General features: G+C 38.4%; 25 protein-coding genes. 13 read left to right on the top strand and 12 right to left on the bottom strand.

Translation table 11 applies throughout. The annotated features are described in order from the left end of the window. The first annotated feature begins 3 nt into the window (after positions 1 to 3). From nuoL to GJU39_RS04950, 9 genes are all read left to right on the top strand, one after another. On the top strand, positions 4 to 1,899 hold the full coding sequence (nuoL, locus tag GJU39_RS04990) for an NADH-quinone oxidoreductase subunit L (RefSeq protein WP_342448179.1): 1,896 nt from the start codon (positions 4 to 6) through the stop codon (positions 1,897 to 1,899). Between the two features lie 20 nt (positions 1,900 to 1,919). Then, a complete protein-coding gene (locus GJU39_RS04985; RefSeq protein WP_154279592.1) occupies positions 1,920 to 3,383 on the top strand; it encodes a complex I subunit 4 family protein in 1,464 nt (487 codons plus the stop codon). 3 nt (positions 3,384 to 3,386) lie between these two features. Continuing rightward, positions 3,387 to 4,760 carry an NADH-quinone oxidoreductase subunit N gene (locus GJU39_RS04980; protein WP_154279591.1) on the top strand — a complete coding sequence of 458 codons (1,374 nt, stop codon included), beginning with the start codon at positions 3,387 to 3,389 and terminating at the stop codon, positions 4,758 to 4,760. 47 nt (positions 4,761 to 4,807) lie between these two features. Continuing rightward, positions 4,808 to 5,464, top strand: a complete 657-nt coding sequence (locus tag GJU39_RS04975) for a DedA family protein (RefSeq protein ID WP_154279590.1) — start codon at positions 4,808 to 4,810, stop codon at positions 5,462 to 5,464. 1 nt (position 5,465) lies between these two features. Continuing rightward, on the top strand, positions 5,466 to 6,017 hold the full coding sequence (locus GJU39_RS04970) for an inorganic diphosphatase (protein ID WP_029282047.1): 552 nt from the start codon (positions 5,466 to 5,468) through the stop codon (positions 6,015 to 6,017). 71 nt (positions 6,018 to 6,088) lie between these two features. Then, positions 6,089 to 7,444, top strand: coding sequence for a hemolysin family protein (locus tag GJU39_RS04965; RefSeq protein ID WP_167515641.1), 1,356 nt, complete (start codon positions 6,089 to 6,091; stop codon positions 7,442 to 7,444). A gap of 9 nt (positions 7,445 to 7,453) precedes the next feature. After that, positions 7,454 to 8,158, top strand: coding sequence for a 16S rRNA (uracil(1498)-N(3))-methyltransferase (locus tag GJU39_RS04960; protein WP_154279588.1), 705 nt, complete (start codon positions 7,454 to 7,456; stop codon positions 8,156 to 8,158). A 125-nt stretch (positions 8,159 to 8,283) separates the two neighbouring features. Next, positions 8,284 to 8,868 (top strand): DUF4159 domain-containing protein, encoded by a 585-nt coding sequence (locus tag GJU39_RS04955; protein WP_379104747.1) that lies wholly within the window; start codon positions 8,284 to 8,286, stop codon positions 8,866 to 8,868. Between the two features lie 4 nt (positions 8,869 to 8,872). Beyond that, on the top strand, positions 8,873 to 9,373 hold the full coding sequence (locus tag GJU39_RS04950; RefSeq protein ID WP_154279587.1) for a biotin/lipoyl-containing protein: 501 nt from the start codon (positions 8,873 to 8,875) through the stop codon (positions 9,371 to 9,373). A 54-nt stretch (positions 9,374 to 9,427) separates the two neighbouring features. On the opposite strand, the gene GJU39_RS04945 is transcribed toward GJU39_RS04950, so the two are convergent. Continuing rightward, positions 9,428 to 11,098: an SUMF1/EgtB/PvdO family nonheme iron enzyme gene (locus GJU39_RS04945; protein ID WP_167515638.1), complete on the bottom strand. Its 1,671-nt coding sequence runs from the start codon at positions 11,096 to 11,098 to the stop codon at positions 9,428 to 9,430. Between the two features lie 752 nt (positions 11,099 to 11,850). On the opposite strand from GJU39_RS04945, the gene porV reads away from it, so the two are divergent. After that, positions 11,851 to 13,035 carry a type IX secretion system outer membrane channel protein PorV gene (gene porV, locus GJU39_RS04940; protein ID WP_154279586.1) on the top strand — a complete coding sequence of 395 codons (1,185 nt, stop codon included), beginning with the start codon at positions 11,851 to 11,853 and terminating at the stop codon, positions 13,033 to 13,035. Between the two features lie 60 nt (positions 13,036 to 13,095). Further along, positions 13,096 to 13,575, top strand: a complete 480-nt coding sequence (gene ispF / locus GJU39_RS04935) for a 2-C-methyl-D-erythritol 2,4-cyclodiphosphate synthase (protein ID WP_154279585.1) — start codon at positions 13,096 to 13,098, stop codon at positions 13,573 to 13,575. Between the two features lie 94 nt (positions 13,576 to 13,669). Here the strand turns inward: ispF and GJU39_RS04930 are convergent, their stop codons facing one another. From GJU39_RS04930 to GJU39_RS04890, 9 genes are all read right to left on the bottom strand, one after another. After that, a complete protein-coding gene (locus GJU39_RS04930) occupies positions 13,670 to 14,539 on the bottom strand; it encodes a pirin family protein (protein WP_154279584.1) in 870 nt (289 codons plus the stop codon). 44 nt (positions 14,540 to 14,583) lie between these two features. Continuing rightward, complete coding sequence (locus GJU39_RS04925) at positions 14,584 to 15,114, bottom strand: YceI family protein (RefSeq protein ID WP_154279583.1); 531 nt, start codon at positions 15,112 to 15,114, stop codon at positions 14,584 to 14,586. Positions 15,115 to 15,278: 164 nt separating this feature from the next. Then, the gene (locus tag GJU39_RS04920; protein ID WP_154279582.1) at positions 15,279 to 15,866 is read right to left on the bottom strand and encodes a Crp/Fnr family transcriptional regulator; all 588 of its coding nucleotides are present in this window, start codon (positions 15,864 to 15,866) and stop codon (positions 15,279 to 15,281) included. A 12-nt stretch (positions 15,867 to 15,878) separates the two neighbouring features. After that, the gene (locus GJU39_RS04915) at positions 15,879 to 16,037 is read right to left on the bottom strand and encodes a FeoB-associated Cys-rich membrane protein (RefSeq protein WP_154279581.1); all 159 of its coding nucleotides are present in this window, start codon (positions 16,035 to 16,037) and stop codon (positions 15,879 to 15,881) included. A gap of 164 nt (positions 16,038 to 16,201) precedes the next feature. After that, positions 16,202 to 17,389: a hypothetical protein gene (locus tag GJU39_RS04910; RefSeq protein WP_154279580.1), complete on the bottom strand. Its 1,188-nt coding sequence runs from the start codon at positions 17,387 to 17,389 to the stop codon at positions 16,202 to 16,204. 119 nt (positions 17,390 to 17,508) lie between these two features. Beyond that, entirely contained in the window at positions 17,509 to 18,336 is an 828-nt protein-coding gene (locus GJU39_RS04905; RefSeq protein ID WP_154279579.1) for a type 1 glutamine amidotransferase, read from the bottom strand. 7 nt (positions 18,337 to 18,343) lie between these two features. Next, a complete protein-coding gene (locus tag GJU39_RS04900; RefSeq protein WP_154279578.1) occupies positions 18,344 to 19,444 on the bottom strand; it encodes a carboxylate-amine ligase in 1,101 nt (366 codons plus the stop codon). A 27-nt stretch (positions 19,445 to 19,471) separates the two neighbouring features. Beyond that, positions 19,472 to 20,527 (bottom strand): ATP-grasp domain-containing protein, encoded by a 1,056-nt coding sequence (locus GJU39_RS04895; protein ID WP_154279577.1) that lies wholly within the window; start codon positions 20,525 to 20,527, stop codon positions 19,472 to 19,474. Positions 20,528 to 20,612: 85 nt separating this feature from the next. Then, entirely contained in the window at positions 20,613 to 21,317 is a 705-nt protein-coding gene (locus GJU39_RS04890; protein ID WP_154279576.1) for an esterase family protein, read from the bottom strand. 168 nt (positions 21,318 to 21,485) lie between these two features. On the opposite strand from GJU39_RS04890, the gene GJU39_RS04885 reads away from it, so the two are divergent. Next, complete coding sequence (locus tag GJU39_RS04885; RefSeq protein ID WP_154279575.1) at positions 21,486 to 22,295, top strand: alpha/beta hydrolase; 810 nt, start codon at positions 21,486 to 21,488, stop codon at positions 22,293 to 22,295. 4 nt (positions 22,296 to 22,299) lie between these two features. Here the strand turns inward: GJU39_RS04885 and GJU39_RS04880 are convergent, their stop codons facing one another. Continuing rightward, positions 22,300 to 22,977 carry a TIGR02117 family protein gene (locus GJU39_RS04880; RefSeq protein WP_154279574.1) on the bottom strand — a complete coding sequence of 226 codons (678 nt, stop codon included), beginning with the start codon at positions 22,975 to 22,977 and terminating at the stop codon, positions 22,300 to 22,302. A gap of 149 nt (positions 22,978 to 23,126) precedes the next feature. Here GJU39_RS04880 and GJU39_RS04875 point away from each other — a divergent pair, with 149 nt between their 5' ends. After that, entirely contained in the window at positions 23,127 to 23,576 is a 450-nt protein-coding gene (locus GJU39_RS04875; RefSeq protein WP_154279573.1) for a VOC family protein, read from the top strand. A gap of 236 nt (positions 23,577 to 23,812) precedes the next feature. Here GJU39_RS04875 and GJU39_RS04870 read toward each other — a convergent pair whose 3' ends face one another. After that, complete coding sequence (locus tag GJU39_RS04870; protein ID WP_154279572.1) at positions 23,813 to 24,160, bottom strand: hypothetical protein; 348 nt, start codon at positions 24,158 to 24,160, stop codon at positions 23,813 to 23,815. Positions 24,161 to 24,167: the final 7 nt, after the last annotated feature.

Raw genomic sequence — 24,167 nt, 5'->3', positions numbered from 1 at the left:
ACAATAGAACAATTGATTTGGTTGGTTCCTTTACTTCCTTTTTTAGGGTTTGTAATTAACGGGCTAGGCAGAAACTCTTTATCTAAAGGACTTGTTGGAATCATCGGAAGTGGCGTAATCCTGGCCTCGTTCATCATCAGCGTAGTTATTTTCTTTAGTTTACAAGGCGATACACAAAAATCTCACGAAGTATTTTTATTCGATTGGATTAGCGCAGGAACATTACACATCCCTTTATCATTTTTGGTTGATCCCTTAAGTTCAATCATGCTTTTGATTATTACTGGAATCGGTTTCCTGATCCATTTATATTCTACCAGCTACATGCACGATGACGAAGGATTTGGCAAGTTTTTCTCTTACCTGAATCTGTTTGTGTTCTTTATGCTCTTATTAGTATTGGGTTCAAATTATATCGTCATGTTCATCGGCTGGGAGGGCGTTGGTTTATGCTCTTACCTTTTAATCGGTTTCTGGTACACCAACAGTGCTTATGCATCGGCAGCTAAAAAAGCATTTGTGATGAACAGGATTGGTGATTTAGGCTTTTTACTTGGTGTATTCCTGATGTTCAATTTCTTCGGAAGTGTTGAATTCTCAAAAATCTTCCCACAGGCAGCTAATATGTTGCCGGGTAATAATACCCTAATTTTAATTACCATTTTATTATTTATAGGTGCCTGCGGTAAATCGGCTCAGTTGCCACTATTTACATGGTTACCAGATGCAATGGCCGGACCAACGCCTGTTTCTGCATTAATCCACGCGGCAACCATGGTAACTGCAGGGATTTATATGATTGCCCGTTCAAGCGTTTTATTTGATCTTGCACCTTTCACACAACATATTATTGCAATTGTTGGCGCGGCAACCGCATTAGTCGCAGCAATTATTGCACTTACTCAAACAGACATTAAAAAAGTACTGGCTTATTCAACAGTGTCTCAATTGGGATATATGTTTCTGGGCTTAGGCGTTGGTGCATACACAGGTTCATTCTTCCATGTATTAACACATGCATTTTTTAAAGCCTTACTGTTCCTGGGCGCTGGCTCGGTGATCCATGCCATGCACCACGAACAAGATATGCGCCACATGGGTGGATTAAGAAAGAAACTTCCGGTTACGTTTTTAACCATGATGATTGGTACCATTGCCATTGCAGGTTTACCGCCATTTTCCGGGTTCTTTTCTAAAGATGAAATATTAGCACATGCATTTCAGTATAGTCCTGTGCTTTGGGGTATTGGTGTAATTACTGCATTCCTAACCGCATTTTATATGTTCAGAATGATGTTCCTTACTTTCTCAGGAAAATACAGGGGAACGCATCATGAAGAAAGTCATGTTCATGAATCGCCGGCTGCAATGACTACACCCTTAATCGTTTTGGCTGTTTTAGCTGCAATCGGCGGAATAATCAATCTTCCTCATGTTTTTGGTGGCAATGAATGGTTAGCGCATTGGTTATCTGGTGCAGGCGTTGCACAACATGAATTAGATTTAAGTCATTCTACGGAATATGCATTAATGGGTACATCAGTAGTTGCAGCTATTATTGCTTTACTTTATGCATACACCAGATACGTAAAGGGTGCACGCGTTCCGGTAGCCGATGAGGCGCCTCGTTCTGCACTTGCGAAGTTATCATACCATAAATTCTATTTGGATGAGATTTACGATTTCATCATCACCAAGCCATTAGATGCTTTTTCAAGATTCTTCTACCGGGTTATCGATACGAAATTCATCGATGGCATTGTAAATGGATTAGGCTGGAGTACAAACGAGGCCAGTAAAGGCATTCGTTTACTGCAAAGTGGAAACGTAGGTTTCTATATATTTATGATGGTATTTGGTATCGTCGCATTATTGTTATATACATTTTTATACATATAAAAAGGGTTCAAAATTAAATAATGGAACAACTTTTACTACTTATATTTCTTCCGCTTGCAGGTGCTATCATTACAGCCTTTGCTGGTAAGTCGGCTAAAATAATTTCAACCGTAATTTCGGTTGCTTCTTTAGTTCTGGCTTTGTTCATTGCTGGTAACTTTATTCCGGATGCAAGCACTCAGTTCGAAGCAAATTTACCATGGATTGCCGATTTAGGCATCCGCTTCCACGCAGGCATTGATGGAATCAGCATGCTTGTGGTATTGCTGACTAACCTGTTAATTCCAATTATCATTTTATCAAGCTATAAACATGATTATAAGAATCCGGCTGCTTTTTACGCTTTGATATTGTTTATGCAAACCGGATTGCTTTTGGTGTTTACAGCGATGGATGCTTTCTTATTCTATATCGGATGGGAAGCTGCATTGATTCCGATTTACTTCATCTGTGCATTCTGGGGGGGTAAAGACAGGATTCGCATCAACATGAAATTCTTTGTTTATACCATTGCAGGTTCTTTATTTATGTTAATGGGTATTATTTACCTGTACCTGCAAAACCCGGCTGATAATTTTGATATACAGGCGTTTTATGCTTTAAACTTAGATAGTGCTCAACAAGGATGGATTTTCTGGGCTTTCTTCATTGCTTTTGCCATTAAGATGCCGATTTTTCCTTTCCATACCTGGCAGCCAGATACCTATACTACCGCTCCTACGCAGGGTACGATGTTGCTATCTGGTATCATGTTAAAGATGGGGATTTATGGCGTAATCAGGTGGCTGTTGCCTATTGTTCCAACTGGCGTTCAAGACTGGTCAGGGTTAGCAATGGTGCTTTCCATTATTGGAATTGTTTATGCCTCACTAATTGCTTTCACACAAAAGGATACAAAACGTTTGGTTGCTTATTCATCGATTGCACATGTTGGGTTAATTTCAGCAGGGATCTTTGCGTTAAACCAACAAGGGATGCAAGGTGCAATGGTTCAGATGTTAAGTCACGGGATTAATGTAGTAGGTTTATTCTTCGTCTTAGATATTATTTTCTCCAGAACAAAAACCAATAAAATAGAGGAACTGGGTGGTATTGCAAAAGCAGCACCGCAACTGGCGATAGTTTTTCTGATTATCGTTTTAGGAACCGTAGCCTTACCAGGAACAAATGGCTTTATTGGCGAATTCTTATTGCTAATGGGGGTTTACAATTATGGTATTTGGACTGCAGCTATTGCAGGTTTAACCATCATTTTCGGAGCTGTCTACATGTTACGCATGTATCAGAATGTAATGCTTGGACAAACTAACACGTTAACCATTAACTTTAAAGATATTCAGGGGACTGAAAAATTAGTACTTTATATCATTTGTGCCTTAATTATCATTTTGGGTGTTTATCCGAAGCCGTTATTGCACATCACAGAGGCATCTGTACAACATTTATTAGAACAGGTAAATCAAAAATTAACATCAGTAAAATAAGCAATGAATATTATCATAACCATTAGTATAACCGCTTTTATTGTACTTTACGCAGGTTTGTTTAAAGCCAAAAAAGCATTATTGCCGCTTACCGTTGTTGGGTTACTTACTGCTTTGGGTTTCACTATAGGTGCCTGGAACGGTAATGCTGTTCATTTTGGCATGATGCAGACGGATAATTTTGCATTGGCATTTTCTGGGATCTGTATAATTGGTACACTTTTGATCTTTCTGCTTACCCAAAACTATTTTCACGCTAAAAGCGATAACGTAGCCGAATATTTTACCCTAATCCTTTTTGCCCTCGCAGGGATGATTATGATGGTATCGTATAAAAATATGGCGATGCTTTTTGTTGGACTGGAGATTATGTCAGTAAGTTTATATATTCTTGCTGGTATTCGTAAAAGAGATTTTGCCTCGAACGAAGCATCATTGAAATACTTTTTAATGGGTGCCTTCTCAACTGGTTTCTTATTGTTTGGCATTACTTTAATTTATGGTGCTACCGGATCTTTCGACCTGGACAAAATTCAGGCTTACCTGGTAGATAACAGCAAAGCAATTTCACCGATCTTTTACCCGGGTGTAATCCTAATGATGATAGGTTTATGCTTTAAAGTTGGCGCAGCACCGTTCCATTTCTGGACACCGGATGTATACGAAGGTTCACCAACGCTGATTACTACCTTCATGAGTACCGTTGTAAAAACAGCTGGCTTTGCGGCTTTCTTAAGATTATTTGCGGGTTCATTTGCGCCGCTTCACGATTTCTGGGTTGTGCCACTGATGGTTATTGTTTGCTTAACTTTATTTATCGGTAATGTTACCGCCTTGTTCCAAAAGAACTTTAAGCGGATGTTAGCCTATTCAAGTATATCTCATGCAGGTTATTTGTTATTCTCGCTGATCGTTTTAAGTGCGAAATCTGAAAACAATGTGCTCGTTTATGCAGCAGCTTATACTTTCGCCTCTATTATTGCTTTTGCAGTACTGATCCTGGTAAAACAAAAAACAGGAAGCGATAGCTTCGAAAGTTTCAATGGTTTAGGTAAGAAAAATCCGCTGGTAGCACTTTCTCTTACAGTGGCTATGTTATCGTTAGCTGGTATTCCATTAACTGCTGGTTTCATTGGTAAATACCTGATGTTCCTGAACGTGATGGGAGAGTACCAAACCTTATTGGTCGCTTTTGCAATCTTAAATGCTTTGGTAGGTTTTTATTACTATTTCAAAGTGATCGTAGCAATGTGGTTCAAAGATGGTGCAGAGATTGAACTTTCTACACCGGGCCAGTATAAGGTGGTTTTATTAGTTTCTGTGGCGATTACTCTTATTTTGGGTATTTATCCTGCAATTATTTTAAACCTAATATAGGTATACAGTTGTTAGATAATTATTTGTAGTTTTACGAATAATTCAATATGCACGATTTTTGGAATAACCTGCATCACCTGATTGATCCCGAGAAATTATTGAGGGAAGGCGGTTTCTATCTTGTTGTATTTGTAATTTATGCAGAAACCGGTTTATTCTTCGGTTTCTTTCTCCCTGGCGATTATTTGTTGTTTCTTGCTGGCATGTTTGTTGCCACAGGAAAGTTAGATGTAAATATTGCATTGCTTCTGGCTGGTCTCTGTGTTGCGGCAATCTCCGGTAATTTTACCGGTTATTGGTTTGGACGAAAAACTGGTCCGGTGCTGTACACCAGAAAAGACAGTTTCTTTTTTAAAAAGAAATATCTTAAGGCAGCAGAACGATATTATAACAAACAAGGCGCTTTCGCACTAATTATGGGTAGGTTTGTACCCATCGTTAGAACTTTTGCACCGATTTTTGCTGGTGTGGTTAGATTAGACTTTAAACGATTTGCACTTTATAACGTGGTTGGCGGTGTATTGTGGATTTGTTCCCTGACGTTATTAGGGTATTTCTTAGGAAAGAGGTTTGAAAAAGAAATTAACGATTACTTATTATATATTATTATTGGATTTATCTTTATTACAACTATCCCTTTATTGATTACATTTGTAAAAAGTAAAGTAACAAGTTCTGACGAGGAAAAGACAGATTTAAATTAAAATGGCAAAAGAAGAAACTCACGCTTGGCATAGCGTATCACCAGGTAAAAACGTACCGGAAATTGTAAATGCAATTATTGAAATTCCAAAAGGCTCAAAAGCAAAATACGAGATAGATAAAGAATCTGGTTTAATTAAATTAGACAGGGTTCTTTTTTCATCAGTAATGTATCCTGCTAATTATGGCTTTATTCCTCAAACTTATTGTGATGATAAAGATCCATTAGATATTTTGGTGCTTTGTTCGGTAGATGTTTATCCCATGACTTTAATTGAAGCTAAAGTTGTTGGTGTGATGCATATGGTAGACAATGGTGAGCAAGACGATAAAATTATTGCAGTAGCAGCTCACGATATGTCTGTTAATTATATTAACGATTTAGATGAATTGCCTCCTCACCAAATGAAAGAAATTGTGCGTTTCTTCCAGGATTATAAAGCTTTAGAAGATAAGAACGTAACTATCGAACATTTGTTGGGTGTTCGCTATGCTCATAAAGTAATTAAAGAGAGCATGGAACTTTATAACACAACATTTAGAGAATTAGCTTAATGGATTTACCCACGGTTTGCTTGTTTTTAAATTTTAAATTAAGCGCAATCCTTCCATCATCAGATCTGGCGATGGTTGCCTTAGCGGAGACTGATACAGCTTCAGTTGGATGGCGGTTATTTTTTGCCTTATTTCTGGTATTGTTGAATGGATTTTTCGTTGCGGCAGAATTTGCCATTGTTAAAGTTCGGGCATCTCAAATTGAAATCAAAGCAAAAACAGGCAGTAGAGTGGGTAAAATGGCCAAAACAATTATCCATAATCTGGATGGTTATCTGGCCGCCACACAGTTAGGTATAACGCTTGCATCGCTAGGCTTAGGTTGGGTTGGTGAAGGCGTTATGCATACCATCTTTAAAAATCTTTTTGATAGCCTGCATTGGGGCCTGAGTGATGCTACCATCCATACCGCATCAACAATAGTAGCATTTTCGCTCATTACGGTCATGCATATTGTATTTGGTGAGTTAGCTCCAAAATCTTTCGCTATTCAACGTCCGGTGGCTACCACATTATTCATTTCTGTGCCTTTACAGATCTTTTATGTGGTTTTCAGGCCATTCATCTGGACATTAAATAGCCTTGCCGCAATAATTTTAAAGCCATTTGGCATCGATACCTCTGCTGGTCATGAATCGCTTCACAGTACTGAAGAGTTACAGTATTTATTGGAGCAAGGTAAAGAGAGCGGTGCCCTTGATAATAATGAGCATGAATTGATTAAAAACGTATTCGATTTTAATGAACGTGTAGTTAAAAATATCATGGTGCCCAGAACGAAAATTTCTGGTATTGAATTAACATCTCCAAAGGAGGAAGTAATAGACCGGATTATCAAAGAAGGATATTCCCGTTTGCCGGTTTATGATGAAATCATGGACAAAATCGTTGGGATCATTCACGCGAAGGATATTCTTCCGCTAGTGGCAGCAGGAAATCAACACTGGACATTAAACGATATTATCCGCAAGCCATACTTCGTTACAGAAACTAAAAAAATTAATGATTTGATGAGCGAACTGCAAAGCAACCGCATTCAAATCTCAATTGTATTGGATGAGTTCGGCGGAACGGCAGGAATGGTGACGTTAGAAGATATTGTAGAAGAATTAGTGGGCGAAATTCAGGACGAATATGATGAAGAGAAGCCATTGGTTGAAAAAGTATCTGATAATGAGTTTATCGTAAATGCCTTTGCAACAGTTTATGATGTTAATGAGCATTTGCCACATGATTTGCCAGAGGATGAGGATTTTGATACCATTGGTGGTTTAGTATCGCATGTGTTTGAACGCATTCCGGAAGTTGGAGAAAGCAATGAATCTTATGGTTACCTATTCACAATCCTGAAAAAGACCGAAAAGAACATTGAAACCATCAAGTTAGAATTGGTTATTAACGAAGAAGATATGGTTGATAATCACTAATTTCAACGCATGCATATTTTTTATACGCCTGATATTACCCAAAACACTTACACCTTAAACGAAGAAGAAAGCAAACACTGTGTTCGTGTTCTTCGCCTTTCAAAAGGCACTATTGTTAACCTGGTTGATGGTGTTGGTGGTTTCTATACTGCAGAAATTATTGCTGATCAGCCTAAAAAAGTTGTCTTATCTATTCTGAATGTAGAGCACGAATTCCAGAAGCGAAATCACTATTTGCACATTGCTGTGGCCCCAACTAAAAACATCGACAGGTTAGAATGGTTTTTAGAAAAAGCCACGGAATTAGGTATTGATGAAGTTACGCCGATTATTACTGACCGCTCAGAGCGAAGAGTAGTTAAAGATGACCGCTTAAATAAAGTAATTACATCAGCCGTAAAACAATCAATCAAAGCCTATCATCCGAAGCTAAATGAGGCGACTTCGTTTAGCGATTTTTTAAAACAACCATTTGACGGTGAGCAATTAATTGCCCATTGTATTGATTATGCTGAAAAGAAGTTTATCTCTGATCTGGTTATTCCCCATCAAAAATATTTAATCCTTATTGGTCCCGAAGGTGATTTCACACCAGAAGAAGTTGAATTAGCTTTGAATAAAGGCTTTAAAGCATTAACTTTAGGTGAGAACAGGTTGCGCACAGAAACGGCTGCATTATCTGTTTGTTTTGAAATCAATTACCTTAACCGATAATCAATTTGAAGTTTTCAGTTTTCAGTTTTCAGGTTCCGAAATTCAAGTTTATTGCTTGCGGCTTGAGTCTTTTGGCTTTCTGCTTTTTGCTTTCTGCTTTTAGCTCTTTTCCACCAACCTACCGGATGGCGAAATTGAAATACAGTGGTGGGGGAGACTGGTATGCAGACCGAACGGCTTTGCCAAACCTGATCGCCTTTTGCAACTCAAATCTAAAAACCAATTTCTTTGCAGAAGAAAGCATTGTTGAAGTTGGAGGAAAGGAAATTTTCGGTTACCCATTTGTTTACATGACCGGACATGGAAATGTGCAGTTCAGCGATCTGGAAGCGAAAAATTTAAGGCAATATTTAATTGGCGGAGGCTTTCTTCATATTGATGATAATTATGGCTTAGATAAGTTTATCAGGCCGCAGATGAAGAAGGTATTTCCCGAACTCAGTTTTGTAGAGTTGCCATCTAATCATGTTATTTATAATCAAAAGTTCAAATTTTCCGGAGGATTGCCGAAGATCCACGAACATGACAATAAACGTCCGCAAGGATTTGCATTAATTTATAAAGGCAGGGTAGTTTGCTATTATACCTTTGAGTGTGATCTGGGTAATGGATGGGAAGATTTCGGCACCTATCCTGAAGATACGCAAGAAACGCGTTTAAAAGCGCTTAAAATGGGCGCAAATCTGGTGCAATATGCTTTAACACAATAATACTATGTATAAGGTTGCAATAAATGAACATACGCTGTTTAATATTGAAGAGCGGGAAGCAAAAACTATCGTCAATGATCAGGAGGTGGAACTGGATTTAAGCATGATATCTTCTTCACAGGCTCATATTTTATATCAGCATAAATCTTATAATATTGAAGTTATTGACCTCAATCAGCAAGATAAAACCTGCAAAATAAAAGTTAATGGTACCATCTATGAGACTAAAGCAGAAGACCAGTTCGATCAGTTATTAAAGCAGCTGGGGATGGATAATTTAGTTTCCGGTAAAGTGGCTGAAATTAAAGCGCCAATGCCGGGCCTGGTATTAAAAGTACTGGTGGAAGAGCATGCAGAAGTGAAAAAAGGTGATAATCTTTTAGTACTCGAAGCGATGAAAATGGAAAACATCTTAAAATCGACTACGGATGGCATTATCAGCAAAGTAGCCATTAAACAAGGAGATAAAGTAGAGAAAAACCAAATCCTGATTCAATTTAAATAATACTCATTTTATTGATAAAAGAAAAGTCCCGGTTAAAAACCAGGACTTTTAAATTTATTTGCTTCTACCTACCCGGTAAGGTTTCGGAGGAGGTGTTTTAAAACTTCTTTTGCCTGCTGTGCTAATTTCGGGCGCTCCAAGCATGGTCATTGCACAACGGAAGCCTACTTCTGATGATGATTCATCCTGTTGCATAAAACGGCGCGTAGCCGGGTTTAACCAGTAAGCCATATCGTTCCATGATCCGCCTTTATAAACCCTGGATTTATCGTTTACCAACGTTACACCTTCTTCATTCAAGATGATATTTTGTCTGTCGCGATAACCCCTTTGATCTGCCTGATATGCGTTAGCAACTGGAATAGTTTGCGGATCTGTAGATTTTGAGATAGAGTCTACACGTTTAGCCTGCGCTTGTTTTTCAGCCCAGGTTTGTTTCCTGCCTGAATAGGCATTTTCCTTAATTGGATTGCCATATTTATCAAGCGCAATTTTACCGCTTTGCGTATCCTCTAATTTTTTATTGGTAAAGTAGTTACCACGGTAAGGGTTAAAGGCATCAGCATCTGTAAAGGTCCCCGTTCTGTAAACATCATTTACCCACTCATTCACATTTCCAGCCATATTATACAAGCCGAAATCATTCGCAGTGTATTGGATTACCGGCACGGTTAAATCACCTTTATCATTTAAAGACCCGCCAACACCCATATAATCTCCGGGCGCTCTTTTAAAGTTGGCCTGAATGAGACCTCTTGTTTTTTTACTTGCAGAACTTACACCCAGTCCGTTCCACGGGTAAATTTTATTCTGGTTAATATTTTCGTATTCTGTGTTACCAATAAGTCCAAGTGCAGCATATTCCCACTCAGCTTCTGTTGGTAAACGATAAGGCTGCATGATTACACCATCTTCCAATGTTGCAGTTCTGCGTGGTTGGGTATTTCCTTTTCCAGCACCGGCGGTTGTTGTTGCTGCTCCGGCTTTAGTATTGTAGTCAATTGGCGCATTTTTTCCTTTATCATCATACTGACCATTAATGTAAGCATCAGTGTTAAAAGGCTTATCCGGCTTTGGCGTTGCTGCAGCTGTTGCGTTGTTGCCTTTGCCGGTATTGCCTGCATTAAGGGTTTTATAATCTGTCAAAATCCCTTTCTCACGCAATATAAATTCATTCGCTCTTGAAGTTCTCCATTCGCAATAGCGCGAAGCTTGTTCCCATGATACACCAACAACAGGGTAATCACGATATGCAGGATGTCTTAAATAATTATCAACGTAAGGCTCATTGTAAGATAATGCGCTACGCCACACCAAAGTATCAGGCAACTCATTGTAATAGAACTCGCGATCTTCAGGGTAATTATATCTGATCCAGTGTAAATATTCCAACCAATCGGTGTTAGAAACTTCCGTTTCATCCATGTAGAATGAAGGAACTGTGACCTGTCTTTTGTAGTTATAGATATTTGGCTCCACGCCTGGTACTTCAATTGCGCTACCGCCAACAACTAAAACGCCACCCTCTATCGGAATCAATCCGGGGCCTGGTGCACGCTTGTATTGTGTAGCAACAGCAAAAGCGCCTGATGCATTATTTTTGCTCTTTCTATCTGCATAAGGAATACCCGTTTTGCTAGAACTGTTTCCGCCCTTGGTGCTGCAACCAGAGAGCAGAACTGCCAATGACAAACAGGTAAAAGAATATAGTAATAGTTTTTTCATATGTTACTTTAAAAAGTATCGCCCCACAACATTTCAACAAATAAAATTAAACAAATTTAAATGAATATAAATATAATAATATTTTATTATCATATACTTTTAAAGTAACAAAGTATTAATTTCTCTGGTATGGTGTCTATTAAATTTTAAAGCAGGTGTTTTTGTTAAAGCCTTGTAAATAAGGGGTCTAAAAAATTTCATAATCTATTTGAACCAGCTCGCATCCAAACAAATAATTTTCCAAATAGAATAGTCATGATTAAAAAAGCTTCTGGCATTTCCAATTGTATTCCTCTTAGTTTTATAGGTGCTTCAGCTATCTTTCTATACTTCCCGTAAATTGAAAAGATACAAAGATTACATCTGTCATCAACAATAAGCTTAGTGGGAAAGTAAACTGATAAATTAGTTTTAAAAAACCTGATGAACAAGCTGGTTATAGATATAGCAGATAAAGGAATAGGATTTAAAATAATTAACGGATATTTTTCTGATCAGAAAATATAACCATCATGGAAATGCTAAATGTATGTTTAAAAAAAATAGTAGGTAGCTATAATACAATAACTCGCTGACAGGCTTTGAATTGTAGATTTTGGAAGTGCATCGGGATGTAAAAAAATGAGGGTTTAATTAGTAAATTATGAGTTAATTCGTATTTTGGTAAAATATAGTTTTTGGTTTAACGTTAAATAACATATCTGCAAGTTTTTTTCTAAATCCCAAAATCTAAAATTACGTACCTTTAAAGGATGAATCTCAAGTACATTTGTAAACTTGCTTTTTCTGCACTCTCTTTCGCCTTGGTGTTTGGTAAAACAAACGCACAAGTAGTTGCTGGCAATACATTAACCAGCGGTAGTGAATCTAATAATATTGTAACCGCGGTTCCATTTTTATTAATTACTCCTGACGCCCGGGCCGGCTCGATGGGAGATGCTGGCGTAGCAGTTGCCGGCGATGTAAATTCAGCCAGCATTAATTCTTCTAAATTAGCTTTTCTTGATAAACCATATGGTTTTGCTGTTTCTTACAGTCCCTGGTTAAAAAATCTGGTGCCAGATATTAGCCTTACCTATCTTAGTGGTTTCTATAAGTTAGATGATAGAAATACCATAGGTGCATCTTTAAGGTATTTTTCGTTGGGGTCAATTCAGTTAACAGACATCAACCAGCAAGAGCTTGGAATTGCCAACCCGAACGAACTGGCGTTTGATGTTTCTTTTGCAAGAAAATTCGGTGAAGATTTCTCATTGGGAACTACTTTACGTTACATTTATTCCAACCTGGCTTCCGGTCAGTTCGCTTCCGGCCAGGTTCGTGGAGGAAATGCCATTGCTGTTGATGTTTCAGGTTTGTATAAAACATCAAGCAACTTGTTTGGTAAGCCAGCCGTTTTTTCTGCCGGCGCAAATATTTCGAACATCGGTACAAAAATGAGTTACTCTGATAATGGCCAGGATTTTTTTCTGCCAACTAATTTTAAATTAGGCGGCGCTTCTACCATTACGTTAGACGATTACAGCACTTTCACTTTTGCACTTGATTTTAATAAGTTACTCGTGCCAACGCAACCTATTTACGATGCCAATAATAATATTGTAAGCGGTAAAGATCCAAACAGATCTGTTCCTGCGGGAATATTTGGTTCTTTTAGTGATGCACCAGGCGGTTTTAGTGAAGAACTTAAAGAAGTTGGCATCTCTACGGGAGTAGAGTATTGGCATAATCAACAATTTGCAATCAGAGCAGGTTATAATCATCAGAGTCCGATGAAAGGCGATAGCCGCTATTTTACATTGGGATTAGGTTTAAAATACAATGTTTTTAACATCGATTTTTCTTACTTATTGGCAAATGCCCAAACAAGTCCGCTTGCCAATACCTTACGTTTTGGTCTTTTGTTTAACTTTGGTGATAAGAAAACCGTAAAGTAATCTCATTATTTAACGGTTTAATCAATCGATTTATCCAATCAGATCTATAAATTTAATTCAATGAAAATTAGAGTAGGCTTCGGCTTCGACGTGCACCAGTTAAAAGATCAACACCCTTTTGTAGTGGGTGGCGTAACTTTGGAACACCATAAGGGGGCTTTCGGCCATTCAGATGCTGATGTTTTGCTACATGCCATATGTGATGCGCTTTTAGGTGCAGCTAACCTACGTGATATCGGCTTCCATTTCAAAAATACAGACGACCGATGGAAAGGGATCAGCAGCATAATCCTATTAAAGGAAACGGTTAAATTACTCACTGAAAAAGGCTGGCAAGTAGGAAATATCGATGCAATGCTTTGTTTAGAAGCACCAAAAATCAATCCCCACATTCCTGCGATGCAGGAAAATATTGCAGCTGCTATTGGCATTTCTACCGAAGAGATTTCTATAAAGGCAACAACAAATGAGCTAATGGGTTTTGTGGGCCGGGAAGAAGGCGTAGTGGCTTATGCCGTTTGCCTCATTGAAAAAGCATAAATATTTAAAGATAATAACTACAAAAAGAACATGCCGGGTTAATTAGTTTCATCCAGCTTGTTCTTTACTTATTCTATTTGCCTCAAGGGTTTGTTTATTCATCAAGATAGCCAAATTTTCCCTGATTATAATCTGAGATGGCTTGTTGAATTTCTGCTTCGGTATTCATTAAAAAAGGCCCGTAATGTGCAATTGGCTCATTAATGGGTTCTCCGTTAAGTACCAGAACCACGGTATTTTCTAAAGCTTCGATTTCAATCTCTGTTCCGGTGTTTTCGAAATAGATAAAGTGATTTACATCAGCCTTTTCTGATCCGTTTATTTTTATGGCTCCTTCAATAACCATAAAACCGGTATTGAAGTTTTCCGGGAAACTAAAATGTGCTTTGCCGCCTTTGTTTAATCTTGCATTATATACATTTATCGGAGAAAAAGTATTCGCGTTCCCTTTAATACCTTGATAATTTCCGGCAATAATTTCAATTTTTCCTCCCTCATCCGGCAAATCAACAGATACCATTTCCGATTGTTTAACAGCCTGATATTTAGGTTTTCCCAATTTATCCTTTGCAGGTAAGTTAATCCAAAGTTGAACCATCTGGAAAGGCCCACCGGTAAGGCTATATTGCGTTTCATGGTATTCTTTATGGAGAATGCCACTTGCGGCGGTCATCCATTGAACATCTCCGGGATAGATAGTACCACAATTTCCAGCACTATCATGGTGCGCAATTGCTCCATGATAAGCTATTGTTACGGTTTCAAAACCACGGTGTGGATGTATACCCACTCCCCGGGGATCTTTGCGGGCAGAAAAATTGATTTTTGAGCCATAATCCATCAGGAAGAACGGACTCATATTAATATCATATCCACCCGGGAAAAAGGTATGTACCCGAAAGCCATCCCCAACCATATGTGGTACAGGCGGATTTAATATTCTGGATACTGATTTTACTTCCATATAAATGCGTATTGAGATAAAAAAACGGGAGCGCAGGAAGTGACTTAAGCTTCTTTTACAAATTGAAGCTCACCTGATAACCGAACTTCTTCGCTTACCATTACGCCACCACCCTCAATAGCGGTATTCCAGGTTAAGCCGAAATCTGTTCGGTTAATTTTTCCATTTAGTGTGAAACCTGCTTTAGTATTCCCCCAGGGATCTGTAGCAATACCTCCAAACTCAGCAGTTAATTGTACAGGTTTGGTTTCGCCTTTGATTGTTAAATCACCTTTAAGAATGTAATCGCTACCATCTTTCTCAACAGATTGTGATTTGAAGGATAGATGAGGGAATTTCTCACCATCAAAAAAGTCTGCACTTTTTAAGTGGTTGTCGCGATCTGTATTTCCGGTATCCAGAGAGTTAATATCGCCTTTGAAAGTAATTTCCGAATGATCAAAATCTTCGCCTTCAGCAGCTAACGTTGCCGAAAAAGATTTCAGGTTGCCGGTAATGGTTGTGATCATTAAGTGTTTAACCTTGAACTGAAGTTCGCTATGTGTTGGATCTAAGACCCATTTTATAGTTGCCATATATTTTGATTTGATGCGTTTAATATTGCATTACAAAATTACGGTACAAGCTTAGGATAAGGGTTGATGTATGGTAATTAATAAATTATTGAAGGATTTAATGGGAGAATCAGAGAATAATTGAAAAGCCATTCCTCATTCAAAACTCAATCATTCAACATTGCTTAAGGTCGGAAATGCTTGTGGGCAAGTTCTTTTCTTACCCGGCTAAGTGATTCTGGCGTAATGCCCAAATAAGAGGCAATCATCCACTGGGGAACACGAAGCGTAAGATTTGGGTAAAGTTTGATAAAGTCGAGATAGCGTTCTTCTGCAGTTGCACTTAGCAGCATGTTAATTCTTTTCTGCATAAAGCGAATAGAATTATTAAGCAGGTTTATTTGCAAGGGCTGCAGGCACGGCACCCGCATAGCAGCCTGTTGCATAAAATCGTTTGGCATTAATACTACTTCTGTGGCCTCAATAGCATCAATAAAAAATACAGATGGCTCGTTGTTCATATTATTCCGGTCTGATATTAACCAGTTTTCCGGTGCAAACTGTAAAATATGTTCTTTTCCTTTGGCATCGACAGAATAGGCCCGTAAGAGACCTTTGCAAACAAAAAATCCGTGTTTGAGTTTATCGCCGGTATATTGAATGATCTCGCTCTTGTCGAATTTCTTTACCTTTAACTCTGAAGAAATACTTTCGAATTGCTCATCAGTTATCGCTATTTTTTCTTTTAGATAGTTTTTAAACTGATCAATCATGAAGCTGAGATTTTACTTTTTAGATGGGTTAATGTCTGAAAAATCGACGCCGCATTTGCAATTGCCTCCGCAGCCATCTTTCTTTACCTGAAGGGATTTGTAAACCAAGCGGCCAACATATACCAATGCTACCGCAAAAAGTAAAAAGACTAAAATGGTTTGAATATTCATAACACAAATATAACAGGCTTTTCCATTTTTGGTGTTCAGCTGAATGTAATTTATTGAAATGCCTTTTGTTTACCTTGCTGAGATAAGATTACATCTAAAACTATGTGCAATTTTCTTTCTAATGTGCTATGGTTCATGTCTCCAAGAGCCATTTATGAGGGATACTACTCCTCCATAAACGCAACGGTGCCGCCAACCCAGTCAAAATTGGCATTGTATCTTACGCCAATCATTTTTCCACGACTTAACCTTGCCAGATTAGTACAGAGCTGAGGCTCACCACCATCAGGCCATAAATACATCATTCTGATTTCTGCTTTCACACCACCAGTTGGAGACTGTACGGCTGGTTCATAATTAACTTTTTGCTGTAAAATCCAATTTTCAGGATCTTGAATGGCATTGATGTCTTGTTCCGTCACATCGATTATTACGCCCATGCCTGCGAAGGAAAACAATGGTTTTAGTACATAATTTTCTAAATCGGGAGGAATACTATCTATCTGGTTCAAGAACCGGGTTTCCGGAACGAATTCACTATCCAGAAAAGGCATGGTGTATTTGCTGATTCTGTAAAACCAGTTTGGGTGGGTAACCCATTCAATATCCAGTTCTTCGCGTGGATCGAAGCTGGTTTTAAAGATTGCTGTATCGTTGGCAACTTCATCGAAGATTAAGCGGTTATAAATTCTTTTTAATTGAATCTGTTTTCCATTTTCTTCATAGAAAAGCTGCCGACCAATCTTCTTAATGTCTTCTAATGCCAGTATTTTTATGCCCAGCAATTTTTGTGTCACAAAGAAATCGATTGCTGTTTTCTGATTTGGCGCATCAAGATCCATCAGTGCAACCTCATGCGGTTGGTGTTTTCCAATAATCACTTCCTTCAGTAATTGGATATACTGCTCTTCATTAAATCCATTCAGGAAATAATTTAACGATGGATCGATGTCAAAATGCGAAGCAAAGGTTTTCCCCAGGTGAGGCTGAAAACCATAAAGTGATGGGAAACCTTGCATTTCAATCAGCATAGGCGTTAGTTCTCCGGCATCATTTTTGCAAATGCCAAAATCGAAAGTTAAAAAATGAGGTTGCCCGCCCTCATTGGGTACATTCCAATCTGTTGGAATGGCATCTGTTGTAAGGTCTTTAAAGTTAGGTTGTTTAATCAGCTTGATGATTTCTTCGCCTGCTGCAATCAGTTTTTCTTTTAAAGCCTTTGGAATAAATACCGGTGTTTCTGCTACACGAAAGGGGATTTCCGGGTAACCATCCTGAAGTTGATCTAAAAAGCTTTTATACTTTTCTGCTGTTAATTGCTGATTAAATTTTTTTCGTTGAGCAGGGATCATAAATGATTACGATTAAGGGTTTTCGTCATTGGGGAGGCACGAAGGAATCTTAAAGCCTGTTAATGAATAGGATTGCTTCGTGCTTCGCAAGGACGACCTACTTCAGGATACAGCAGTTTTTATACCTCCTGCAACTTCCCGATTGCCTTATTTAAAAAGTTAGGCAAGATTACACTTTGTGTCAATACAATCCTGTCCGGATCATCCAAACTATTTAACATATCAAGATATTTGACTTCGCCATGCATCCCAACAATTGCTTCTTTCTTCTCGTCTTGCAGGAGGTACATTTTCATACCAACTGGGTCTGCTTCCGGATGAAATTGCGTGCCTATAATTTCATTTGAAAACCGGATTGACATCATACAGCGTTCCAAATCCACATGCTTGCGTTCCTTTTCTATCGCTAAAAGCGTTGCCCCCTTTCTTTCAAAAGCTTCAAAATCTGGCTCTATTACCTGCCAGTCTCTGCTATCAACAGAAAAAAACGGATTGGTAATGCCATTAAAAATTTCGTCCTGTTCACCCTCTTCAGTAAGCGTAATTGGAAAAATTCCGAAAGCATTCGATCTTCTTTCGGTCACATTACCCAATTTATATTTCCGGCAGGCAAGCTGAAAGGAATGGCAAATTAAAAAAGCATACTTTTTCTGTCCTTCATTTTTAATGTTGAAAGTTTCTATCTGATCAAGCAGGTTATAAAAATCATTTTCCCACTTTTCCCCTTCACTTTCTAACGGACTTCCTGGTCCGCCGCTGGAAATATAAGCGTCGTATTCCAGTCCTGGAATTTCACCTTTCTGTCTTAAATCAAAAAGATCAAAAGAAAGATTAATGTGGTTGTCATCTCTAAAGCGCAAAAGAATCTCCTGAATTCCCCGCATACCTTGATTCGGTGCACCATTATTCAAGTCAATAACGGCGACCTTTAAATCTTTTTTATTCATTTTAAAATTACTTTGCACCAATCAGTGTTTGGGTAGTAATGTAATCTACTACTGATTCAAAGCTGCCAGTTTGTTGATAAACAGCCAACTGTCTGTCTGCACCAGTGCCGTGTTCCAGAATTTTGTGAACATAATTAATGTCGTCACGGCAACCTAATTCATCAACCACATCATCAACAAAATCCAATAATTCGAGGATCAGGTTGCGGCAGTTTACTTCCATTTCCTTGCCAAAGTCAATCAGGTTTCCATCAATTCCATAACGGGCCGCACGCCATTTATTTTCATTAATAAGCGCCCTGGAATAGCTGATGAATTCCATATTCTGCAACCGCAGCTTATATAATTTTGCACAAAGGGCTTGAAACAGTGCAGTAAAGGCCATTGTTTCATCAATCAGCATCGGGCAATCGCAAATGCGAAATTCCACGGTATCAAAGAACGGATGAACACGAATATCCCACCAGATTTTTTTAGCATTATCCATGCAATTGGTTTTGATCAGCAGCTTAACATAGCTATCATAATCTTCAATGCTATTAAAAATATCAGGAATTCCGGTACGTGGAAATTTATCGAAAATCTTGGTTCTGAATGATTTATAGCCTGTATTTCTCGATTCCCAAAATGGCGAATTTGTTGATAGTGCAAACACGTGCGGTAAGAAATACCTCACCTGATTGGCAATATGGATAGCCAGCTCACGCGATTGAAAACCAACATGAACATGAAGGCCGAAGATCAGGTTTGATCTTGCGGCCTCCTGTAATTCGTTTACAATTTCATTGTATCGCGGATGTTCGGTAATTAACTGCTTTTCCCAATGGGAGAAGGGGTGCGTACCTGCTGCACCAATCCGTAAACCCTGCTCACCTGCCAGTTGCGAAACGGTGTAACGAAGCTGAGAAATCTCTTTCCTTGCTTCTGTAGTCGATTTGCAGATTCCGGTCCCAACTTCAACCACAGCCTGATGCATTTCTGCCTTTACCTGGTCTTTGTGGATCTTTTGCGCAGCTTCAACAATTTTTTGATCATGTGAGGTAAGCTCCCTGGTAACGGGATCAATCACCATGTACTCTTCCTCTATGCCCAGCGTAAATTCATTCATCCTGATTGGTATTTATAAATCTCCCTTTTATTTTTTTGGTGCTGCCTTTTTAGGCTTTGGAGCAGCTTTTTCTATAGCGGGTTTCGCAGCCACTGCTTTTTTCGCAGTTAATTTTGGTGCTGCTTTGGCAACTAATGGTTTTCCAGCTACTGAAGCCTTAATATATTCACCCCAGGTTAAATTATCCTGACCATCCTGTTGTGCTTTCGCTCTTTCGATGGCATAATTTGCCGTAGTTTCTACTACCCAATCAAAATTCTCCTGTCCCACACTTTTAATGTCTGCATCTGGCGCAGGGTTGCAGAAATCAATAGCAATAGGCACACCATCCCGAACGGCAAACTCTACAGTATTAAAATCGTAACCTAAGTACTGGCACAATTTAAGTGTATACTCCTCTACAGTTTTCAGTAATTTAGGGTCAGGTGCTTTACCATCTACCGCATAGCGTAAATGATGGGGATTGCGAGGGTCATATTGCATAATGCGCACATGTTTGCCGCCAATGCAGTAACACCTGAAGTATTCTTCAAAAATAATTTCCTCTTGTAAAAGCATTACCAATTGTTCAGTACCACTATGCTTATCAAAAAAATCTTCCTTATCATGAAGTTTATAAACATCTCTCCATCCACCGCCATCATAAGGTTTCATGTAAGCAGGGAAGCCGGTATATTCAAAAATAGCATCCCAATCCAAAGGCATGGTTAGGTTAGAAAAAGATTCTCCTGTAGTGCCAGTTGGGTGCTGCCTTGATGGAATTAAGGCAGTTTTTGGAACCGGAACACCAATTTGTTCAGCAAGTGCATTGTTAAAGAATTTCTCATCAGCACTCCACCAGAATGGATTATTAATTACTGCTGTACCGGTGGTTGCAGCATTTTTTAACGATGCACGGTAGAACGGAACATCTTGAGAAATGCGATCGATAATGACCGAATAACCTAATGGTACGTTCTGAAATATCTTGTCGATTTTAACTGCTTCGGCAGTAATGCCTTCTTCGGCTTTTTGATTAATCCTTTCGATAACGGCTTCAGGGAAAGAACGCTCCTGGCCGAATAGAATCCCGATTTTTTTCATTTATTTATTGTTTTTAGTTCGTTAGTCTTTTTTCGTCGTTCGTTTCAAGCAATTCGAAAAACGATAAACAAATAACAATTATCTTTTAAATTTGTGCTATATAATTTGGGAACATTTCCCGCCAGATCGGCCAGTCGTGATCTGCGTTCTGCCTGATATCCAGCCAATGGTCTATTCCTTTTTTGGCGAGAATTCCGGATAAATTTTCATTGTCGGCACGGCACATATCGCGGTCTGTGGTTCCCAGAACAATTTTCATGTGGTGCAATTCCGGGTTGCTGTTATTCATTAAGTTATCTACCGGATTATTAAAATAGACATCATCATTATAAAAACCATCTAACTGGCCTTTAATATCAAAAGCACCGCTCATGCTAAACATGTGGCTCACTAACCAGGGGTGGCGAATGGCAAAGTTAGCTGCGTGGTAACCACCGAAGCTGCAGCCAGCGGTGATGATTTTATTGCTTCCGGTTTCATTTCTGGCTAATGGAGCAACTTCTTCAAGTAGATATTTATCATACCAAATGTGATTTTTTACCCGGTCTGCAGGATGAATACCCTTATTGTACCAACTCAATTTATCGATGCTATCAGGGCAATACACTTTTATTTTTCCTTCGTTAATAAAGCCCTCAACAGAATCAATCAATTTAAAGTCTTTGTTTTCATAATAGCGCCCCATACTTGTAGGGAATAGTAAAACAGGGATGCCGCTATGACCAAAGATGAGCATATCTATCTCAGTACTTAAATTTGGGCTATACCACTTCTTATGTTCTTCTCTCATATCAAAAATTGAATGTTTTAATATAGAAATTTAATCTTATAAAAGAATAATCTTTACTTTAAATAAAACAGTAGTGTAAAAATTGAATACTGATAATTAATAGTTTAGCGAGATTTGTACCTTTGCCCAATTATATGGCGAGATGCCAGGGTTAGGGAGTTTAAAGATATGTACACCGCAATTTTATCAGTAAAAATTAATATTAATAGTTTTAAAATTCCTTCTGTTTATTTAGAGCATGAGGTTGAAATAGATATGTATGTGCCTGAAGGGATTTTAGGCAACGAGAAAATAGAACTGCTCCTGATTAATGATGGACAGGATGTGGCAAAAATGAATTTTGCTAAAATTCTGGAAGAAGCTCACTATAATAAAAGAAAACACAGGTTAATTGTAGTAGCGATAAAAGCCTCTGCCGATCGGTTAATGGAATATGGCGTGGCTAGTCAGCCAGATTTTAAAGGAAGAGGGGGAAATGCAGGGCTGTATAACGACTTTATCATTAAAGAGCTTTTGCCTTTTGTTAAAAAGAAAATTGCCCTGCCTGTTACAGGTAAAGTTGCATTTGCAGGCTTTTCACTTGGTGGCTTATCTGCTTTTGATGTTGCCTGGAACAATCCATCGGTTTTTGATGTAATTGGTGTCTTCTCTGGCGCTTTCTGGTGGCGTAAAAAAGACCTGACCGATGGTTATACCGATGCAGATCGAATTATCCATGAGCTAATTGATTCAACAGAAAGTAAAGCCGATCTGAAATTCTGGCTGATGACCGGAACAGAAGATGAAAAGGCAGACCGGAACAGAAACCTGATTATTGATTCGATTGATGATACCGTTGATGTAGTGAAAGGGCTTCTAAAAAAAGGTTATAAGCGCCCGGAAAACATTTTTTATTATGAAAAAGTAGGTGGGAGGCATGATGTTCAAACCTGGGAAAACGTAATGCCTGCTTTTTTAAACTGGGCTTTCGAAGTTTAAAAACTTAATCATATTTCAACAAGATGCCTGTATCGAAAATGGTCCAAAGGCAACTTCGCTGTCCGCAAGCTTTTAAAGCACTGTTCGTCCAGGTATTACAGGTTTTAAAAATGCTGTAACTGCCTTTTGCTTCGTAAAAGGCATCGCCAATATCGTAACGAATATTTGTTTTGATTTCCACAAAATCTCCTGTGGCCTCTTGCTTAAAGCTGTTGCTCACATATTCAATCAGTTTTTGATATTGCGCATTGCTGATCATTACTTTTTTGCATTGTTTATCTTCAACCACATATTGATAGTAAGTGGCATGCATGGCTGAAGTGCTTAAGCCAGATATGGCTCTTAAAGCGGTAGTCAGTTTCAGGTCAGAAAATGCTGGTGTTTCTAAGTAGAATCTTTTATCTCCCCAGCCCACAGCGAGGTATTGATAGGTACTGTCGGCTTTAAGGGTATTACTATATGGGATTTTCTCTGTCCAGTTTATTGCTGAATTTGCTGCGGGCATTACGATATCGGTATGGATGCCATTGGATAAAATATAGATGGCCACTTCCGGTTTGTTTATAGGATGAGCATTTACGGTAATCCGCGATAAACAAAAAGCCATCAAAAAATAGCATCCAATTAAGAAGATGAAGATAGAAGTAAACCTGCCGGCATATTTTAGAAACCGTTTATTCATTTGAAAATGGTGTTGGGTCTGCCTTTAATACAAAATGAATTAGTGGGGTAACCCAAACACATTCCTTTTAATATGATTATTGATTTTAGTGATATGCTTATCAAAAAAGATGATTTTTTCTGTTGAGATATAATGGCCACTTTTAGGCTATGATAAAGGGATTATACGAAACACATATTGATGTAGAGGATTTAGAAAAATCTATTGATTTCTATAAAAATGTAATGGGTTTAACGCAATGCTACTACGAAGAGGAGCGGAGAATTGCTTTCTTCTGGGTTGGACCTCCGAAAGGCGCAATGCTTGGCCTTTGGGAAAAACCAAAGGATAAAATTTGTGTAAGGCATTTGGCTTTCAGCTGCGATGTAGATGATGTGCTGAATAAATCGATCGGCTTTTTGCAAGAGAATAACCTGAAGCCATATAATTTTTTAAAAAGTGACGACTTAGCCCCAATGGTTTTTACATGGATGCCTGCATTGGCTATCTATTTTGATGATCCGGATGGAAATGCGCTGGAATTCATCGCCATTTTGGAGGGTGAGGCCAAGCCTGAATTAGGCGTTATCTCTTATGAAGATTGGTTGAGTAAAGCGTAAACACCTGCGAAATTAAGCATACACACCGTACAAATTCAATAAATCTTAATGCCTAATGGTCAGTAAACCTGGAATTAAAGTTAAAACTATTAAGGCATTAAGAAAAAATAATGCTAAAATATACTTTGTATCAAATTCAATAAACCTTAATGGCTTGATAAAAATCTGGTTAACATTATCAATGGTTTAAACATTTCCAAATGCTATTCTAATCAAGCTTTTTGACAGTAAATTGCTTAATTTATTTCGCTATCTTCAATCATGATGCCACCGCCCTCGCAATGAATCAATACCGTGCATTCATCGCGCCTGTCTTTAACCAGAACTTTGGTGTTTATTTTACAAAGTTTACCGACCAGGGCATCCTGAATTTCGCTCCATTCCTGACTGAGTGTTTCCAATTCTTTTTCCCTTCGTTCTCTTTCTACACATGCAATCAGGTGTTCATCTGCTTGTTCTGAAGTGATGTATTCTTCTTTTGATAAGTCTGGAACTACAGCCTCATCCATGGCCTTTTTTGCGGCTTCTACTTCCAGCGATTTTTCTTCGTACTGATCAAATAATTCTTGTATCGATTTTTCCATTCCTGTA

Source organism: Pedobacter petrophilus (assembly GCF_009674725.1).
Taxonomy (GTDB): Bacteria; Bacteroidota; Bacteroidia; order Sphingobacteriales; family Sphingobacteriaceae; genus Pedobacter; species Pedobacter petrophilus.
This window is presented reverse-complemented; position numbering and strand designations above follow the sequence as displayed.

Excerpts from the sequence above, each read along its gene's own strand:
- GJU39_RS04910 (WP_154279580.1), bottom strand. The coding sequence starts at position 17,389 with ATGATCCCTGCTCAACGAAAAAAATTTAATCAGCAATTAACAGCAGAA.
- GJU39_RS04890 (WP_154279576.1), bottom strand. The coding sequence starts at position 21,317 with ATGAGAGAAGAACATAAGAAGTGGTATAGCCCAAATTTAAGTACTGAG.
- GJU39_RS04920 (WP_154279582.1), bottom strand. The coding sequence starts at position 15,866 with ATGATTGATCAGTTTAAAAACTATCTAAAAGAAAAAATAGCGATAACT.
- GJU39_RS04885 (WP_154279575.1), top strand. The coding sequence starts at position 21,486 with ATGTACACCGCAATTTTATCAGTAAAAATTAATATTAATAGTTTTAAA.
- GJU39_RS04985 (WP_154279592.1), top strand. The coding sequence starts at position 1,920 with ATGGAACAACTTTTACTACTTATATTTCTTCCGCTTGCAGGTGCTATC.
- GJU39_RS04930 (WP_154279584.1), bottom strand. The coding sequence starts at position 14,539 with ATGGAAGTAAAATCAGTATCCAGAATATTAAATCCGCCTGTACCACAT.
- GJU39_RS04895 (WP_154279577.1), bottom strand. The coding sequence starts at position 20,527 with ATGAAAAAAATCGGGATTCTATTCGGCCAGGAGCGTTCTTTCCCTGAA.
- GJU39_RS04880 (WP_154279574.1), bottom strand. The coding sequence starts at position 22,977 with ATGAATAAACGGTTTCTAAAATATGCCGGCAGGTTTACTTCTATCTTC.
- GJU39_RS04955 (WP_379104747.1), top strand. The coding sequence starts at position 8,284 with ATGGCGAAATTGAAATACAGTGGTGGGGGAGACTGGTATGCAGACCGA.
- GJU39_RS04945 (WP_167515638.1), bottom strand. The coding sequence starts at position 11,098 with ATGAAAAAACTATTACTATATTCTTTTACCTGTTTGTCATTGGCAGTT.
- GJU39_RS04915 (WP_154279581.1), bottom strand. The coding sequence starts at position 16,037 with ATGAATATTCAAACCATTTTAGTCTTTTTACTTTTTGCGGTAGCATTG.
- GJU39_RS04875 (WP_154279573.1), top strand. The coding sequence starts at position 23,127 with ATGATAAAGGGATTATACGAAACACATATTGATGTAGAGGATTTAGAA.
- ispF (WP_154279585.1), top strand. The coding sequence starts at position 13,096 with ATGAAAATTAGAGTAGGCTTCGGCTTCGACGTGCACCAGTTAAAAGAT.
- GJU39_RS04905 (WP_154279579.1), bottom strand. The coding sequence starts at position 18,336 with ATGAATAAAAAAGATTTAAAGGTCGCCGTTATTGACTTGAATAATGGT.
- porV (WP_154279586.1), top strand. The coding sequence starts at position 11,851 with ATGAATCTCAAGTACATTTGTAAACTTGCTTTTTCTGCACTCTCTTTC.
- GJU39_RS04970 (WP_029282047.1), top strand. The coding sequence starts at position 5,466 with ATGGCAAAAGAAGAAACTCACGCTTGGCATAGCGTATCACCAGGTAAA.
- GJU39_RS04960 (WP_154279588.1), top strand. The coding sequence starts at position 7,454 with ATGCATATTTTTTATACGCCTGATATTACCCAAAACACTTACACCTTA.
- GJU39_RS04900 (WP_154279578.1), bottom strand. The coding sequence starts at position 19,444 with ATGAATGAATTTACGCTGGGCATAGAGGAAGAGTACATGGTGATTGAT.
- GJU39_RS04975 (WP_154279590.1), top strand. The coding sequence starts at position 4,808 with ATGCACGATTTTTGGAATAACCTGCATCACCTGATTGATCCCGAGAAA.
- GJU39_RS04980 (WP_154279591.1), top strand. The coding sequence starts at position 3,387 with ATGAATATTATCATAACCATTAGTATAACCGCTTTTATTGTACTTTAC.
- GJU39_RS04925 (WP_154279583.1), bottom strand. The coding sequence starts at position 15,114 with ATGGCAACTATAAAATGGGTCTTAGATCCAACACATAGCGAACTTCAG.
- GJU39_RS04965 (WP_167515641.1), top strand. The coding sequence starts at position 6,089 with ATGGTTGCCTTAGCGGAGACTGATACAGCTTCAGTTGGATGGCGGTTA.
- GJU39_RS04870 (WP_154279572.1), bottom strand. The coding sequence starts at position 24,160 with ATGGAAAAATCGATACAAGAATTATTTGATCAGTACGAAGAAAAATCG.
- GJU39_RS04950 (WP_154279587.1), top strand. The coding sequence starts at position 8,873 with ATGTATAAGGTTGCAATAAATGAACATACGCTGTTTAATATTGAAGAG.